14 protein-coding genes and 1 riboswitch are annotated in these 14,244 nt (G+C 65.8%); of the genes, 3 read left to right on the top strand and 11 right to left on the bottom strand.

The window, feature by feature from the left end:
* Window positions 1–75: 75 nt before the first annotated feature.
* From R4P57_RS20185 to R4P57_RS20165, 5 genes are all read right to left on the bottom strand, one after another.
* Window positions 76–1,050 carry an ROK family protein gene (locus R4P57_RS20185; protein WP_317804623.1) on the bottom strand — a complete coding sequence of 325 codons (975 nt, stop codon included), beginning with the start codon at window positions 1,048–1,050 and terminating at the stop codon, window positions 76–78.
* Between the two features lie 55 nt (window positions 1,051–1,105).
* Window positions 1,106–1,579 (bottom strand): hypothetical protein, encoded by a 474-nt coding sequence (locus R4P57_RS20180; protein WP_317804622.1) that lies wholly within the window; start codon window positions 1,577–1,579, stop codon window positions 1,106–1,108.
* Window positions 1,580–1,610: 31 nt separating this feature from the next.
* A complete protein-coding gene (locus R4P57_RS20175) occupies window positions 1,611–2,837 on the bottom strand; it encodes an ArsA family ATPase (protein ID WP_317804621.1) in 1,227 nt (408 codons plus the stop codon).
* A 29-nt stretch (window positions 2,838–2,866) separates the two neighbouring features.
* Window positions 2,867–3,301, bottom strand: coding sequence for an SRPBCC family protein (locus R4P57_RS20170; RefSeq protein WP_121869600.1), 435 nt, complete (start codon window positions 3,299–3,301; stop codon window positions 2,867–2,869).
* A 133-nt stretch (window positions 3,302–3,434) separates the two neighbouring features.
* Window positions 3,435–3,827 carry a polyketide cyclase / dehydrase and lipid transport gene (locus R4P57_RS20165; RefSeq protein WP_317804620.1) on the bottom strand — a complete coding sequence of 131 codons (393 nt, stop codon included), beginning with the start codon at window positions 3,825–3,827 and terminating at the stop codon, window positions 3,435–3,437.
* 204 nt (window positions 3,828–4,031) lie between these two features.
* Between R4P57_RS20165 and R4P57_RS20160 the strand changes: the two genes are divergently transcribed.
* Window positions 4,032–5,837 carry a long-chain fatty acid--CoA ligase gene (locus R4P57_RS20160; protein ID WP_317804619.1) on the top strand — a complete coding sequence of 602 codons (1,806 nt, stop codon included), beginning with the start codon at window positions 4,032–4,034 and terminating at the stop codon, window positions 5,835–5,837.
* A gap of 10 nt (window positions 5,838–5,847) precedes the next feature.
* Here R4P57_RS20160 and R4P57_RS20155 read toward each other — a convergent pair whose 3' ends face one another.
* From R4P57_RS20155 to R4P57_RS20135, 5 genes are all read right to left on the bottom strand, one after another.
* Window positions 5,848–6,972: a glycosyltransferase family 4 protein gene (locus R4P57_RS20155; RefSeq protein WP_317804618.1), complete on the bottom strand. Its 1,125-nt coding sequence runs from the start codon at window positions 6,970–6,972 to the stop codon at window positions 5,848–5,850.
* Window positions 6,973–6,995: 23 nt separating this feature from the next.
* A complete protein-coding gene (locus tag R4P57_RS20150) occupies window positions 6,996–8,348 on the bottom strand; it encodes a hypothetical protein (RefSeq protein ID WP_317804617.1) in 1,353 nt (450 codons plus the stop codon).
* Between the two features lie 31 nt (window positions 8,349–8,379).
* A complete protein-coding gene (locus R4P57_RS20145) occupies window positions 8,380–9,441 on the bottom strand; it encodes an NlpC/P60 family protein (RefSeq protein WP_411742397.1) in 1,062 nt (353 codons plus the stop codon).
* Window positions 9,442–9,748: 307 nt separating this feature from the next.
* Window positions 9,749–10,303: a C40 family peptidase gene (locus R4P57_RS20140; protein WP_317804615.1), complete on the bottom strand. Its 555-nt coding sequence runs from the start codon at window positions 10,301–10,303 to the stop codon at window positions 9,749–9,751.
* Between the two features lie 18 nt (window positions 10,304–10,321).
* A riboswitch (cyclic di-AMP (ydaO/yuaA leader) is annotated at window positions 10,322–10,483 on the bottom strand.
* Between the two features lie 115 nt (window positions 10,484–10,598).
* Complete coding sequence (locus R4P57_RS20135) at window positions 10,599–10,880, bottom strand: hypothetical protein (protein WP_317804614.1); 282 nt, start codon at window positions 10,878–10,880, stop codon at window positions 10,599–10,601.
* A 147-nt stretch (window positions 10,881–11,027) separates the two neighbouring features.
* Here R4P57_RS20135 and R4P57_RS20130 point away from each other — a divergent pair, with 147 nt between their 5' ends.
* Together R4P57_RS20130 and R4P57_RS20125 are read left to right on the top strand one after the other, a co-directional pair.
* Entirely contained in the window at window positions 11,028–12,827 is a 1,800-nt protein-coding gene (locus R4P57_RS20130; protein ID WP_317804612.1) for a DEDD exonuclease domain-containing protein, read from the top strand.
* A 54-nt stretch (window positions 12,828–12,881) separates the two neighbouring features.
* Entirely contained in the window at window positions 12,882–13,157 is a 276-nt protein-coding gene (locus R4P57_RS20125; RefSeq protein WP_027497377.1) for an Lrp/AsnC family transcriptional regulator, read from the top strand.
* A gap of 12 nt (window positions 13,158–13,169) precedes the next feature.
* Here R4P57_RS20125 and trpD read toward each other — a convergent pair whose 3' ends face one another.
* Window positions 13,170–14,231: an anthranilate phosphoribosyltransferase gene (trpD, locus tag R4P57_RS20120; protein ID WP_317804611.1), complete on the bottom strand. Its 1,062-nt coding sequence runs from the start codon at window positions 14,229–14,231 to the stop codon at window positions 13,170–13,172.
* Window positions 14,232–14,244 lie beyond the last annotated feature (13 nt).

Raw genomic sequence — 14,244 nt, 5'->3', positions numbered from 1 at the left:
GTACCCACGGTTTATGACACCAGCCACATCATCGCCGACACGGGGACAGAGGTCACAGGAAGCGAACCCGAACAGTCAGCGAACCCCGGTGACGAACTGCGCCCGGGCCAATTCCGCGGCCCCGATCATGCCTGCTGCCTCACCGAGTTGAGTACTGCGAATTCGGGCCAGGGGTCGATGCCCCCCACCGGTCACCAACTCCGCGTACTTGTCGGTCGCGCGGGCCAGGAACTGACTCGACGACGTCGCAACTCCACCGGCCAACACGATCAGATCGGGGTCGTACACGTCGCTGACCATCGAGAGCCCGACGCCGAGCCACTGCGCGAAGTCTTCCATCGTGCGACGGGCGATCGAGTCACCCTCGTGCGCAGCACTGGCGATCCGGCGGCCGGTCAACGAACCCGGATCGAGGAACACCTCACGTGCCAGGGTCGTCGAGGACGCCGGGTCCGCCGCCAGCAACTCGACTGCGGTGTCCACCAGAGCGGTGCCGCTGCAGTACCGCTCCCAACAGCCCCGCTTGCCGCAGGGGCATGCCCGGCCGTCCGGCACGACCTGAATGTGACCGAGTTCCGGTGCCACGCCGTGGCTACCCCGATAGATCCTGCCGTCGATCAGCAGCGCCGCACCGATGCCGGTACCGATGGCCACCATCACCACATTGCGGCCCCCGGACGCGGCACCGAAGCGATACTCGGCCCACGCCGCAGAATTGGCGTCGTGCTCGAGCAACACCGGCAGACCGATGCGCATGCTCATCTCCGTCGCCACGGGGGTGTTCACCCACGGCAGATGCGGGGCGAAGAGAACCGTGGTGCGATCGGAGTCGATGAACCCGGCGACGGCGAGCCCGACGGCTGCGATGTCGTGTCGCCCGGCCAGCTCCTGCACGGCCCGGTCGAGACCGCGTTCGAGCGCGCGTGCAGTGTGCGGAGTAGGAGCGGCCGTCGAGTCGAGCACCTGACCGTCCTCGTCGACGACGGACGCGCGCAGGCTCGTCCCGCCCACGTCGATCCCTACCGTCAATCTCTGGTGGTGCCGCTTCATTCGTTCACGCCTTCCTCGGCCGTCCCCCACGCGGCCTGCACCCGAGTCGCTCCGCTCACGGACGCTCCTGCCCGTCCGAACGCGAATTCTTCACTCGAACGGTAATCGGAACGAACGACGCGGGGCGGTCATCTCGAAGTTTCGTGTCGATCGACACGTCCGCGACCTCCGCCGGGTCCGAGGGGGTTCCGGCGCTACCGGGCCCGGATTCGGCCGCGGTCCCAGGTGACGGCGGGGTGGTCGGAGCCTGCGCTGCGGAGTGCGCCGCCCCGGAGGTCGTGTGATCGGCGAGCAACTGACGCAACAGCGCGATCACCACGGCGCTCTCGGAGGCCACGAGCTCGACGAGATCGTGACGCTCCCCGCGCACCAGTGCCGCGAGTGCGCAGACCGGACACCAACTGCATCCCTGTTGGTCACGATCCTGCTGTGTCTCGGCGACCCGGCGCAGGATGGGCTCGAGTCGCGTCAACACGGTGTCGGCCAGGGCCATCAGGTCCGCCCCCAGCTCGGAATGGTCCGAGTTCATCGCCACACCCCGACCGTCAGGGTTGTAGGAGTCACAGTGGCCACACGTCGGGGTTCGGACGAAAACGCACCACCAGGCACGGTCCGTCGAGCTCGGCGGAGTCGGCGACGCACCGACGCAGCACCGACGCCAATCTGATGCGCCGTCGCCTCCCGTCGGCACTGACTATCAAGTCGTCCTCCACTCGCCCCAGGCCCAAGGTCGTCGAATCCACCACCGGCAGCAGCATTCTCATCGCGTACACGGATTCGAGACCGCCACCCGACTCGAGCACCACCGAAGGCTGCTCACCCCAACCCGGCGCGCGCCGTTCGAGGGAGTCCGGTTCGAGGCGATCGGCCACATCCTGCAAGGGCCCCAACCCTACCGGTTCACCGGGAGCGTGCTCCACCTCCACGATCGGCACCGTACCGATGCGTCGGCGCAGCTCGGCGACCGCGTCGAGCTGCGCCGCCCGCCACCTCTCGAACCAGAACACGGCCGGATGAGCGCCCACCAGACCGATCGACGACGCATTGAGCTTCGGCAGGATCTTGTTGACCAGAACACGATCGATTCTGATTCCGAGCAGAGCAGCTGCCGACAGAGTTCTTTCCGCGTCGACGACCGAGAGCTGTTCGGCGGTGACGACCACGGTGGCACCGGTACGGGCGGAGTCGGTGATCAGGGACCGCACGGAGTCGACCTGCGCAAGGATTCGCTCGATCATCGCCACCACCAGGGTGAGACGTACATCGGAGCCGGTACCGGCGACCATCCGAGCGTGCAGCGGCCAGATCCGTTCGACGTACGCGGCGACGGTGTCGGGCAACTGCAGCGTGCGTAGGGCATCCGCCGATGCGGGAAGGTCGACTATCACTGTGTCCCAGCGATTCTCGTCGGCAAGACGGCCGACCTCGTGCATTCCGAGCAGCTCCTCGACCCCGGGAAGACCGAGCAGCTCCTCCGGTTCGATCGCTCCGAAGCTCACCCCGTGCTCGTGTCCCGCGGACGCGACGGCCATCAGCGAGCCCAGCCCCCGGTACCGCGCCTCGAGCAGCGTCATCGTGTCGATCTCGACGATGTCGAGGCCAGGCGCGATCGAACGAACGCCGGACGGGTCCTGCGCCTCGCCGTCTCCCGCGAATGCATCGGCGAGCGAGTGCGCCTGGTCGACGGAGGCGATCAGTACCCGTTCACCGGCCTGGGCGAGTCGCAGCCCCGACGCAGCCGCCAGCGTCGTCTTGCCCGCGCCACCTTTGCCGAGGAACAGCAACACCGTGGTGCGGGCTTCGGTGCGAGCTTCGCTCAGCCTTCGACCCGCTTCTTCAATTCCTTGAGTGCAGTGTCGGTGATGACTTTTTCTGCCTTGCGCTTGAACAGACCGATCATCGGGATGTTCAGATCGACGGTGAGCTCGTACGTCACGTCGGTGCCGCTGCCGGTCTCTTTCAACGAGTACGAGCCGTTCTGCGACTTCTGCATCTCACCCGATACGAGATTCCAGGACACCGAGTTACCGTCGGCTGCCCAGTCGTACTCGAGCTCGTAGGTGTCTTTCACCATTCCCGCGTCCAGCACGAACTTGACGCGCTTTCCGCGGCCGTCCGCACCGACCTCGAGGACCTCGACGGATTTCGCGGCCGACACCCACGTGGGATATGCGTCGAAATCGGCGATGACGTCCATGACCCGGCTCGGTGGGGCTTCGACGACGATCGACCTCTGGGTTTTCTCCGCCATGACTACTGGTCCGCTTCCTCTCGGGTACTTCGATCAGCTCGGTTCGCTTCGGTGCAGTCGAACTCGCGCAGGCCTATCTCACACGATCGATCCGCCGACGCACAACGCGAACCGGCCGACCGTATCGCGCGGTTCATTCGCGAGCCGAAGTCGACGCTACGTGGTGGGGTGCCTCACCTGCAGACCGACCGGCCTCGAGCTCCCGTTTGAGCTCGAACGTCATCGCACGTCCGGCCACCCGCCGGGCGTGCTGATGCGCCGCCACGTCGGCGTCTGCGGCGGGTTCGGCATGCAGGAAATAATGCACGATCACTCCGTCGAGCGCGGGCTCGAGCCACAGTTCCATAGTTCCGACGACACCGCCGCGCACTGCCCAGCGGATCCCCTTCTCACCCCGGTCCTCGGTGATGGTCAGGTTCAGGTCCGGCCACCATCGACGCCACCGCGCGGGTGACGCGAACGCCTGCGCCACCCGCTCGCCGGGGGCGGCCACGAATGTCTGATCCGCAACTTGAATACTGCTCATCGACAGAGCTTCACATATCGGGTCCCCGGCCGTGCGCGTCCCCTCTCTTCCCGGTCGTTCCTGCAGGCTCCACTCCGGTCTTTTCCGGGTCGTTCCTGCAGGCATCATTCGAGGCGCATTTCGACGCCGTGAGCCCGGGTCTAGAGTATCTGTGAAGCCGACCTATCGACTTTCGTTCTCCCCGTTCTATCCGGAGGTAATCCCGTGCGCGAGTTCACCGTTGCCGCAAAATACGACATCGCGGACACCGACTCGGCTGTCGATACCGTTTTTGTCCGCGCCCGTAACTCACCGGACGCGGTGGTGTTCCGCCGCCAGGCCGATGGGCAGTGGCTCGACGTCACCGCCGCCGAGTTCGAGCAACTGGTGGTGGGCGTGGCACAGGGCCTGATCGCCGCTGGCATCGAGCAGGGCGATCGCGTCGCCCTGATGTCGTCGACGCGATTCGAGTGGTCGGTTCTCGACTACGCGATCTGGGCCGCGGGCGGCGTGACGGTGCCGATCTACGAAACCTCCTCCGCCGGGCAGGTGGAATGGATCCTCGAAGACGCCGAGCCCGTCCTGCTGATCCTCGAGAACGACGCACACGTGCAGGAGACGAAGGCCGTTGTGGCAGCTGCCCCGTCGGTGCGGCAGACGTTCGTCGTAGTGAACACATCAGGCACAGACGCCGTGCAGGCACTGATCGACAACGGTGCCGCGGTCTCCGAAGACCAAGTGCACGAACGTGTTTCAGCACTCGCCTCGTCCGACCCCGCCACATTGATCTACACCTCCGGAACCACCGGCCGCCCCAAGGGCGTCCAGCTGACCCACGCAAACCTGCTCGCCGAGTCACTCGGCATTCGTGAGACGTCGCTGAAATCGTTGATGACGCAGGGCCGCAGCACGCTGATGTTCCTTCCACTCGCGCACGTCCTGGCACGCGCGGTGAGCATCGCGTCGTTCGACGCCGGGGTCACCCTCGGCCACACCAGCGACATCCCCAATCTCGTCGCGACGTTCGGCACGTTCCAGCCGGATTTCATCCTCTCGGTACCGCGAGTGTTCGAGAAGGTCTTCAACACCGCCAAGCAGAAGGCGCACGCCGACGGCAAGGGAAAGATCTTCGACCTCGCCACCGAATGCGCAGTGGCGTGGAGTGAAGCACAGGACACCGGCGGACCGGGAATAGTGTTGCGCGCCAAGCACACCGTGTTCGACAAGCTGGTGTACGGCAAACTCCGTGCAGCGCTCGGCGGCAAGTGTGAACTCGCAATCTCCGGCGGAGCGCCCCTCGGTTCCCGTCTCGGCCACTTCTACCGGGGCATCGGCGTGACGATCTACGAGGGCTACGGGCTGACCGAAACCACCGCGGCGTTCGCGGTCAACACCATCGGATTCCAGCGCGTGGGCAGCGTCGGGCGTCCACTGCCCGGCAACACCGTGCGCATCGCCGAGGACGGCGAGATCCAACTCCGCGGACCGGTCGTGTTCGACGGCTACTGGCGCAACGAGGTCGCGACCGCCGAGTCGCTGGACGACGGCTGGTTCCGCACCGGCGATCTCGGTTCCGTCGACGACGACGGATACATCACTATCTCGGGTCGCAAGAAGGAACTGATCGTCACCGCAGGCGGGAAGAACGTCTCACCGGCAGGACTGGAAGATCAGCTGCGGGCGGGCGCGCTGATCAGCCAGGCAGTCGTCGTGGGCGATCAGAAGCCCTTCATCGGCGCGCTCATCACCCTCGATCCGGATGCGTTCGATCGCTGGAAGTCCGCCCACGGCAAGGCCGCCGACGCCACCGCAGCGGATCTGCAAACGGACCCCGAACTCGTAGCGGAAATCGACGCCGCCGTCGCCGACGCGAACAAGTCCGTCTCGCATGCAGAGTCGATCAAGAAGTATCGGCTTCTCCCCCACGACTTCTCTGAGGAGAACGGCGAGCTGACTCCCACCATGAAGCTCAAGCGCAACGTCATCACCGCGGCCTACGCCGACGAGATCGAGTCGATCTACGCCCGTTGAGCCGCACTGTCTAGATCAACGAACGCAGCTTTTCCGTCAGTACGTCCCAGCGCCATTCCGCGTCCACCCAGGCGCGGCCGGCGTTGCCCATCTGTGCGGCGAGTGTGCGATCGGACAGGATTTTCACGATCGCGTCGGTGATGTCCGAGACCGATGTCCCGTCGACGACGAGGCCGGTCTTGTTGTGCTGCACAGCTTCCGGCGCACCCCCGGACATGCCTGCGACAACTGGTACACCGCAGGAAGACGCTTCGAGGTAGACGATGCCGAGACCTTCGACATCGAGACCGGCGCCTCGGGTTCGGCTCGGCATCGCGAACACGTCGGCGATGGTGTGGTGGGCGGCGAGCTCCGCCGACGGCACCGTTCCGGTGAACACCACGTGTTGCTCCATCCCGGTGGATCGAACGAGCTCGCGCAGAGTGTTCTCGTACGGCCCGCCGCCGACGATGACCAGAACGGCTCCGTCGACGGCCCGGCGGATCCCCGGGAGCGCCCGGATCAGGAAATCCTGACCCTTGCGCGGAACGAGCCGGGACAGGCACAGAACGGTGGGGCGATCACCGAGGCCGTAGCGCGCGCGAAGTTCCGCTCGCGCGGCGTCGTCGGGCACGAAGCGATCGGTATCGACACCGGGCGGCAGATGTTCGAGGGCGGCAGACCGACCGAACGCCGAGCTGAAGCGCCCCCGGGTGTACTTGCTGACGTAGGTCACCACGTCGGTGTTCTCCCCGATCGTGCGCAGGGTCGCACGCCCGCCCGGAACCATCGACCAACCGACCTCGTGACCGTGCGTACTCGCCACGATGCGGTCGGCCCCGGCCTTGCGCAGGTACGACGACATCACCGCCAACGGAGCCGACGCACCGAACCACACCGAATCGCAGCCTCGGGACTTCAGGATTCGAGCCGCACGACGTGCGACGAGCGGAGTCGGCAACATCAGCGTCGTCGGATGCCTGATCACCTCGAAAGGCTGCCTGGCGTCGAACTTCTCGTGCGAGTCGCCCCGCCACCGGGGTGCGTAGACCACCAGCTCGTCGGCCGGCAGCTGCGAGGCGAAGCTGTGGAGATAGGACTGAATACCGCCCGGGCGAGGAGGAAAGTCGTTCGTCACGAGCAGAGTACGACGCATGGCGTCAACCGTAGCGCCCCGTCTCAGCGGGACTGGAGAGCCACCCAGTCGCCCCATGAGGCCACGAACTGTGCGCGGCTCGACCCCAGCACCGACGCGAAGGCAGAATCTGAGGAGCTCTCGGACGCGAGCGCTTCGTACAGAGTGCGCAGCGTCGGTTCCCCGAACCGATCGGCCACGAATGCGAACACCGACCACGCCGATTCGTAGGCCACACTCGACCTGGCACCGCCGGCACCGAAATCCTCGTTCTTCGGCAGCACCGTCGGCGGCCCACCCGCCGCCACGATCGCCGCGAGAGTGGGGGCCAATTGCGCGAACTCGGCGCCGGAATTCCGGTAACCGGAATAGTCGGCGAACCCCTCCGACACCCACAACTCCGTACCGTCGGACGTCCGCGCCCTCGCTGCCACATGAGTCAACTCGTGTCGCAGAACCGAGCGCACAGTGAACGGCGTCAACCGCGACGCGGCGTCGGGACCGAACACCACCCGCTGACCCGTCGGACGGGAGCCGTCGCCCGCAACCGCGTCGGACACCGTCACCGCGGCCACATCGGTGGACGGATCGGACCCCGTCAGTTCGGCGAACTCCTCCGCAGAGGATGCGACGAAAACCAGCCCGTCGCGCGCCCAGTCGTCTCCCCAGAAATCGGTGACGGCCGCGGTTGCCGACGGAAGTTCGGCCGCAAGGCTCTCGACGAACTGCTCGCGGTCCGGATGCCCCATGACCACCGATGTACCGGCTGCGGTGGGCACCGAACGCACAGTGAGAGGCCCGAAATCCCACGGCCCACACCAGGTGTGGCGTCGGTATTCGGTCAGGTCCGCGTCGTCGACCAGCCGCCATCGACCGTCCCGCTCGGCGACGACGAGTGAGACCGGCCGACGCGTCGGCGAGGCGTCCGGCCCGGTGACCGCGTACCGCAGATACACCGAGGGTGCCCAGACATCGGTGGAATCCAGCGCCTCGGCGATCGGCGGCGGCACCGGAGTTTCGGGCTCGTCACCCAGGTCGTAGTCGAACTCGGAGAAGGGGACGCCCGGTACCACTGCTGCCCGGCGAACCTGTGCTTCCACGAAGTCGGGGTCGGCCTGCGGATCCATCAACTCCCGCAGTGCATCGAGATCGCCTGAGCGAACCGCACGGGCCCACTGGTCCAGGAGAACGGTCACATCGGCGCGGCGCTGCTGATCGTAGGTCGGCGGGTCCTGAGCGACTGTCACGTCGGCGGTCCCTGCGCTGGACGTGCCGTCGAATCGGTGAATCAGGACGACCGAGACCGCCACGAGTGCGACGACCACGACCGCTAGCCAGCGCAGCAATGACGATCGGAGGAGAACATGCAACCCGGATGGCCGGTTCGGGGCGCTCATGCCGCCATTCGTCGATCGTCGAGACACACCCTCAGTATCGACGCGCCCCGTAGTACGGGAACGATGCCATCGACTGCACCTTCACGGGGACACCGAAGGTGGAGGCATGCAGCACGTTGCCGTTTCCGGCGTAGATGCCGACGTGCGAGATGTCCGGATAGAACAGGACGACGTCCCCCGGCTGCAGATCCTTCTGATCGACCGGAGTTCCGCCTGCTGCCTGTGCCTGACTAGATCGCGGCAACGTCTTGCCCACCTGCTTGTACGCCCACACGACCAACCCGGAGCAGTCGAAGCCATCCGGGCCGGTTCCGCCCCAGACGTACGGCTTGCCGATCTGCGTCAGGCCGGCCTGCAACGCACTGGCACCCGATCCCGGCGTCAGGTTCTGCAGAATCGTCGTGGGGTCGAAGCCGTCGGGCATGGCCGAACCGGCCAGAGCCAGTTGCTCCGAGGACGAGAGGGCACTGTAGGCGGCCATGACCTCGGCGATCTGACCCTGCAGCTCACTCTGCTTGGCCTGAAGGTCGTCGCTGACGGCCTTGGCCTGTTCGGCGGCGACACGTGCCTGGTCGGCGGCCGTCGTCGCGGCCTGCTCGGCCGTCACTGCATCCGAGCTCGCCTGCTTGAATCGAGCGACCTGGTCGGCGGTCTCCGCAGAGATCACGTCCAGTGCCGACATCTGGTCGAGCAACTGCTGTGGCGAGTCGCTGACCATGACGGCGAACAGTCGGTTGGTTCGCGCACCCTGATAGTTGACGTTGGCGACCTTGTCCATGGCCGGTTTGAGCTGCGCCAACTGAACCTTCGCTGCGTCCAGGGCGGCACGGCTCTGGTCGACGACGACCTGAGCGTCGAGTTGCTGCTGGTTCTTGGCATCGAGATCGATCTGAGCGTTGTGTATTGCTTCGTTGGTCTGTTCGGACTCGTCGGAGAGCTCGGCAAGCTGTGCCTGTGCGTCGGACGGGGAGTCGAATCCCGGCTGCGCGGTCGCCGTCGTCATCGGCACGACGGCGATGCATGCGGTCAGTGCTACAGCAACCACCGAATTACGGGCCAGCCGAAACGCACGGGTAGATCTCGATATCGCCACGGAAAGCGACTCTCCGTCCTCACACATGTCGCCTCGACCGAGGCAACGGTTGGAAAAGTAGACCGGAAACGAACCATACCCATGCTCTTACCGGCGCGGACGTGAACACGGTCCGAAATCGATGGGGGTTTCAGGTGACAGGTCACAAAGTAAACATCGACCAGGTCTCGATCAGATTACGAACTGGATGCTTCCCTGTCCACCGGACCGGCGTGTCGCGCGGTCCGTGTCCGGATACGACGACAGGGCCGAGCCGATACACGGCTCGACCCTGTCGGTCGATCACAGCAGACGTGGGTCGCTCGAATCAGTAACGGCGAGCACCATCGAACGGCATCGAGGCAAGCGGAGCAACCTTGACCGGCACGCCGGATGTGGATGCGTGCACTACGTTGCCGTTGCCGATGTACATGCCCGAGTGCGAGCCGTCGTAGAACGAGACGACGTCACCGGGTGCCAAGCTGTCACGCGAGACCGGAGTGCCCGCGGCTGCCTGGTCGTAGCTCGTGCGGGGCAGGCTGACGCCGGCCTGCTTGTAGGCCCACTGGATCAGCCCCGAGCAGTCGAACGAATCCGGACCGGAAGCGCCGTACACGTACGGTGCTCCGATCTTGGATTCTGCGGCCTGAACGGCCTTCGCTGCCGGGGTGACCTGCGGTGCCAACGGCGCACCTGGCGCAGGCACACCCGGAATGTTGAGGGGAGGGAGGCCCGGGATGTCAGGAATCTCGAAGGTTCCGACGCCGGGAATGGTGAGGGGGGCCGCCATTGCGGGTGCAGCGGGAAGAATGACCACGCCTGCCGTGAGCGCTCCGGCTACGAGAACTCGCCGCAATGATCGGTTGGAAAGTTGTGACGCCACGAAAGATGGTGCTCCGTTTCTTCCTATCGTCCGCCGACCGAGTTAGCTGACGGGTTCGGGCTGGGAAGAGCAGCCCTACCCACCGGCCACCGTGTGGTGGCTCAGCGGGATTCACCCCAGTAGATATCGGGTTCCCGGTACGAACACTCTCGCGAGTGAACGATTAGGCGGTGACTTGCGACGCCGCTCCGGTTTGGATTGGCGAGACTCCGCAAGGTCTCAGGAAGGTTACGAAATGGCATACCCCCGTGTCGACCCCAACTCGCCGACGGGAGTGGATTCGGCTCGATTCTCGCTAGCCGGCGCGCTGATCCCCCGGTGTGTCACGAGTCGATAACAACGGAACCTCGGCGGCGTCGTCGTCGTTCACCACGAGCTTGAGAGTGGGCACGAGACCGACATCGGCGAGCACGCCCATGGCGCCGAGTTCTTCCTGCTCGAGAGTGATACGAGACGGCGGACCGACCCACCGCCCGTCCGATCTCGTCGGCATCCCCGGAGCCCCCAGAAGCACCGTCACGACGCAGTCCGCGCAGGCGATGTCACGGACCAGGCAGTCACTGCAGTCGATGATCATTGTGATCCTTGTCTCTTTGCGGTTTCCGGCGGCCGAATCGGCCGACGAAGCGAAAGATAGCGTCGGGCACCGACAGGTTTCACGACACGACGACGTTCGACGGCGCGATGAGCGTTCTTGTCGGAGGTCGGCCCTAACGTCGTCCCGGTGAGCCTGCCCATCCAGCTGACGTTCGACGAACTCGATACCCCGCTGCACGAGACCACGTTCGTCGTCGTCGACCTCGAGACCACCGGCGGAAGCGCGGACACCGAGGCCATCACCGAAATCGGGGCAGTCAAGGTTCGAGGCGGCGAAATTCTCGGCGAGTTCGCCACACTGATCGACCCGGGCAGGTCCATCCCGCCGTACATCGTGGAGCTGACCGGAATCACATCGGCGATGCTCATCGGCGCGCCGCGCATCGAACGGGTTCTTCCCGGTTTCCTCGAATTCGCACGAGGTTCGGTGCTGGTGGCGCACAACGCCGGCTTCGACACGGGATTCCTCAAAGCCGCCGCCAGTCGTCTCGACATCGCGTGGCCACGGTTTCAGGTGCTGTGCACGGTCAAGCTGGCTCGTCGAGTTCTGACGCGCGACGAGGCTCCGTCGGTGAAGCTGTCCGCGCTGTCGACGTTGTTCCGATCCGGCACCAGGCCTACCCACCGCGCGCTCGACGACGCCAGGGCGACCGTCGACGTTCTGCACGGCCTCATCGAACGCGTCGGCAATCAGGGGGTCCACAGCTACGCCGAGTTGGTCGACTACCTACCCGCGGTATCAGCCGGCCAGCGCGCCAAACGCGGCCTGGCCGCTCATCTTCCCGGTACGCCCGGTGTCTATCTGTTCCGCGGCCCGTCCGACGAGGTGCTGTACGTCGGTACGTCCAACAACCTCAAGCGACGTGTGCGCAACTACTTCACCGGCTCGGAGACGAGAGGCCGGATGAAGGAGATGGTGGCACTGGCCACTCGCGTCGACCACGTCGAGTGTGCGCACGCGCTCGAGGCCGGGGTCCGCGAGTTACGTCTGCTCTCGGCGCACATCCCGCCGTACAACCGCCGCTCGAAGTTCCCCAGGAAGGGGTGGTGGATCACCCTGACCGACGAGGCGTTTCCTCGCCTGTCGATCGTTCGCACACCGACACCGAACAGTCTCGGACCGTTCTCGGTTCGCGGTGACGCCGCGGAAGCCGCTGCGCTCGTCGCGGAGTTCTGCCGCCTACGAACGTGCACGCGACGTCTGGCTCGCTCGGTTCGCCACGGTGACCACTGCCCGGCAACCGACGTCGGAGGCTGCCCTGCGGCACTGTCCGGCCCGTTGACGGCCGACGAGTACTCGGACGCCCCGACGCAGTTTCTCGCGCTCGTGTGCGGTCAGGACGACACCGTTTTGTACTCCATGCGCCGCCGCGTCGGCGAGCTCGCGGACAAGGAGCTGTACGAGACGGCCGCTCGTCTGCGCGACCGAATCGCGATCACCGTCGATGCACTACGCAGGATGCACCGATCGGCAGCAGTGGCATCCATTGCCGAACTCGTTGCGGCGAAGCGGACGGCCGACGGCGGGTGGGAATTGATCGTGGTGCGCTTCGGCCGTCTGGCCGGCGCTGCCGTCGCGCCGCGCGGAGTGCATCCGATGCCCGTTGTCGATGCCATCACCGCGTCGGCCGAAACGGTGCTGCCCGATACGACCCCGCTTCGCGGCGCGCCGCCGGAGGAAGTCGGACTGATCGCGGCCTGGTTGCGCACAGACGGAGTCCGGATCGTGCGCACGAGCAGTGGGTACTGCAGCCCGGCACGGTCGGCGGGTTCGTGGGAGTCGTGGTGTCGGACGGCGAGAGAAGCAGCGAGGGCAGGAGTGGAGCCTGCGGAACGACCAATGAGGGCAGGAGTGGAGCCTGCGGAACGACTAGTAAGGGCAGGAGTGGAGCCTGCGGGACGACTCCTGGAGTACGGCAGCAACTAGGGTCTGGGGGTAGCTCGCGTCGGACACCGAGCTCGAGATGCTTGAGGAGCACAGATGATCAATGCCATCGTCTTGATCGACGCCGAGGCCGACTTGATTCCGGAGGCGGCGCAGGCTGTTGCCGACGTCGACGGGGTGTCGGAGGTCTATTCGTGTGCTGGGGACGTCGATTTGATCGCCATCGTCAAGGTTCGTGATCATGCGTCGATCGCAGAGGTCATCACCAAGCACATCAATCGTGTGCGGGGTGTGCGCAGCACCACCACTCACATTGCGTTTCAGTCCTATTCGAGTGCCGATGTCGATGCGGGGTTCTCGATAGGCGAGTAGGTGCGCTCGACGTCAGCCGGCGAGTTCGGTGGTGCATCGACCCCAGTCGGCGAGTAGCCGTGCTGCCGCGCCTGAATCGACTGTCTTTGCGGCAGTGGCCAATCCGGCTTCGATCCGGGTGTGGAGGTCGTCGGACACGCCGTGGTGCGCTGCCATTGCTGCGGCGGCATTGAGCAGTACTGCGTCGCGGACGGGGCCGTGTTCACCGGCGAACACGCGGTGCGCCACGGCCGCGTTGAAGTCGGCGTCTCCGCCTCTGAGAGCTTCGATGGGCGCTCGGGCGATGCCGTAGTCGAGCGGGTCGATCCTCTCGACGGTCACCGAACCACCGGACACCACATGCACGGTGGTGGTGGTGGACAGAGTGATCTCGTCCAGTCCGTCGTCGCCACGTACGACGAGCACCGAGCTGCCCCGGGCGGCGAACACGTCGGCGACCACGGGGACGAGGTTCTCGAACGCGCAGCCGATCAGGCCTGCGCGCGGGCGGCCCGGGTTCGTCAGTGGCCCCAGCACGTTGAAGACCGTGGGGATTCCGATTTCCTTGCGCGGTGCGGCAGCGAAGCGCAGTGCGGGGTGGTGAATCGGCGCGAAGCAGAAGCCGATGCCGATCTGCTCGACGCTCGCCGCGACTGCGTCGGCCCCGAGTGTCACGCGGACACCCAACGCCTCGAGCACGTCGGTCGTGCCGCTCTTCGACGACGCTGCGCGGTTGCCGTGCTTGACGACTCGGATCCCGCTGGCAGCCACGACGACGGCGGCCATCGTGGAGATGTTGACGGTGTCTGCTCCGTCCCCTCCGGTCCCCACGACGTCGACGGCGTCGGTGTCGGTGTGCACCAGCACTGCGTGCGCCAGCATCGATTCGGCGAGCCCGTTCACCTCCGCCGGCGTCGGACCTTTCATCTTGAGCGCTACGCCGAAGGCTGCGATCTGCGCGGCTGTCGCGTTGTCGGCCATGATCTCGTCCATGACCCAGCCGGTGTCGGCGCTGGACAGGTCGGTGTGGTTCGTCAACGCGCCGAGGATTCGACGCCAGGTTCGCGGCTGTTCGTCGCTGATCGCTGCGGTCATGGTGGTTCTGCCG

It is taken from the genome of Rhodococcus sp. IEGM 1330, from assembly GCF_033142445.1.
GTDB lineage: Bacteria > Actinomycetota > Actinomycetes > Mycobacteriales > Mycobacteriaceae > Rhodococcoides.
The sequence above is the reverse complement of the archived record's forward strand: the minus strand, read 5'-3'. Positions and strand labels throughout refer to the sequence as shown.

Bases quoted from the DNA above. Each gene is read 5' to 3' on its own strand.
- R4P57_RS20125 (WP_027497377.1), top strand. From the start codon at position 12,882: ATGATCAATGCCATCGTCTTGATCGACGCCGAGGCCGACTTGATTCCG.
- R4P57_RS20155 (WP_317804618.1), bottom strand. From the start codon at position 6,972: ATGCGTCGTACTCTGCTCGTGACGAACGACTTTCCTCCTCGCCCGGGC.
- R4P57_RS20165 (WP_317804620.1), bottom strand. From the start codon at position 3,827: ATGAGCAGTATTCAAGTTGCGGATCAGACATTCGTGGCCGCCCCCGGC.
- R4P57_RS20180 (WP_317804622.1), bottom strand. From the start codon at position 1,579: ATGAACTCGGACCATTCCGAGCTGGGGGCGGACCTGATGGCCCTGGCC.
- R4P57_RS20185 (WP_317804623.1), bottom strand. From the start codon at position 1,050: ATGAAGCGGCACCACCAGAGATTGACGGTAGGGATCGACGTGGGCGGG.
- trpD (WP_317804611.1), bottom strand. From the start codon at position 14,231: ATGACCGCAGCGATCAGCGACGAACAGCCGCGAACCTGGCGTCGAATC.
- R4P57_RS20150 (WP_317804617.1), bottom strand. From the start codon at position 8,348: ATGAGCGCCCCGAACCGGCCATCCGGGTTGCATGTTCTCCTCCGATCG.
- R4P57_RS20135 (WP_317804614.1), bottom strand. From the start codon at position 10,880: ATGATCATCGACTGCAGTGACTGCCTGGTCCGTGACATCGCCTGCGCG.
- R4P57_RS20170 (WP_121869600.1), bottom strand. From the start codon at position 3,301: ATGGCGGAGAAAACCCAGAGGTCGATCGTCGTCGAAGCCCCACCGAGC.